Origin of the sequence: Falsiroseomonas oryzae, assembly GCF_027856955.1 — a bacterium.
GTDB classification, from domain to species: domain Bacteria; phylum Pseudomonadota; class Alphaproteobacteria; order Acetobacterales; family Acetobacteraceae; genus Falsiroseomonas; species Falsiroseomonas oryzae.
In genome coordinates, this window is the sequence record NZ_JAPSMD010000817.1 from 1 (window position 1) to 1,231 (window position 1,231).

Below are 1,231 nucleotides of genomic sequence, written 5' to 3' on the forward strand. Positions count from 1 at the left end.
GGCGCGCAGGCGGCGCGCGATCCAGGCCGGCGTCGCATCCGCATCCAGCCGCAGGCGGCGGTCCGCCATCGCATCCAGCGCCGCGCCCAGCTCCGCCGGCGGGCGCAGCGCGACAGCGTTGCCCAGATGGGCGCGCAGCGCCGCATCGGCCCGCGCGGGGTCGAGGAACAGCTCCACCGTCGCATCCGCCCGCAGCACCGCCTGCGCCAGCGCCAGCGGCGTATGCGCCAGGTCGGCGCCGCGCATGTTCAGCAGCCAGGCGACGGAATGCGGGTCGGCCAGCACCGCCGCATCCTCCCCGGCGTTGCGCAGCTCGGCCGCCGCGGCCTCCCGCTTCGCCGCGCTCTCCACGCCGGCGAAGCCGACGGGGTGGGGCACGGCCGGCGCATCGGGCGGGGCGGGGCGGTCGGTCCAGACCGCGTCGATCGGGTTGGCGTCCAGCGGGACCAGCTCCGCGCCGGAGGCCGCCAGCCGTTCGATCGCGGCCTCGGTGTGCAGCCAGGGATCGAAGCCGATGCGCGCGCCCTTCGGCAGGCCGCGCAGCGCCTCGGCCGGCGGCTGCTCGGTCAGGTGGCGCAACTGCCACAGGGCGCGGTCGGTCTCGCGCTCGGCCTGGGTGGTGTAGCGGCCGTCCACGAACAGCAGCGCGGCGTCGGCCAGCACCAGCGCCAGGCCGGCACTGCCGGTGAAGCCGGTGAGCCAGGCCAGACGCTCGGCGGAGGGCGGGACGTATTCGCCGAGGAAGGCATCGCCCCGCGGCACCAGGAAGCCCTGCAGGGAGAGGCGGGCGAGCTCGGCCCGGAGGGCGGCGAGTCGGGCCTGGGTGGGGCGTTGCGTCACCGTGTTCGTCACTGAAGCCTTAACTCCGACACATATGTCCACAATGAGACATGCGTCTGGAGCATGTCTCGAGTGTGGCATCTCCGCATCACCTGTGGCGCTGCGACCCTATGTTGCAGTGCGAAGCGCGATCGGAGACGGGCCATCGGGGCCCGCCCGGACCGCGCCAAGCGAATGAGAGCTACCATGGATCCCCGCCGCAACCAGGAACAGATCGGCCTGTTCCCCGCCGCCCCGGCCCCGAGCGCCGCCGAGATCGACGCCATCCGCGCCCAGGCCGTCCGCGCCCGCGACGCCGCGATCGCCGCCTCCCTCGGTCGCGCCTTCGCGCGCATCGGCACGGCGCTGGCCGCCGTGGGTGAGGCGCTGCGCAGCTGGCCGCAACGCCGCG

Annotated in this window: 2 protein-coding genes; one reads left to right on the top strand and one right to left on the bottom strand. The window is 75.0% G+C overall.

Going from position 1 to position 1,231, the window contains the following annotated elements; translation table 11 throughout:
* On the bottom strand, positions 1-840 hold an 840-nt coding region (locus OZN99_RS31955; protein WP_270939213.1), incomplete at its 3' end, for an aminopeptidase P family N-terminal domain-containing protein.
* A 186-nt stretch (positions 841-1,026) separates the two neighbouring features.
* Between OZN99_RS31955 and OZN99_RS31960 the strand changes: the two genes are divergently transcribed.
* The coding region (locus OZN99_RS31960) for a hypothetical protein (RefSeq protein WP_270939214.1) at positions 1,027-1,231 on the top strand (205 nt) is incomplete at its 3' end.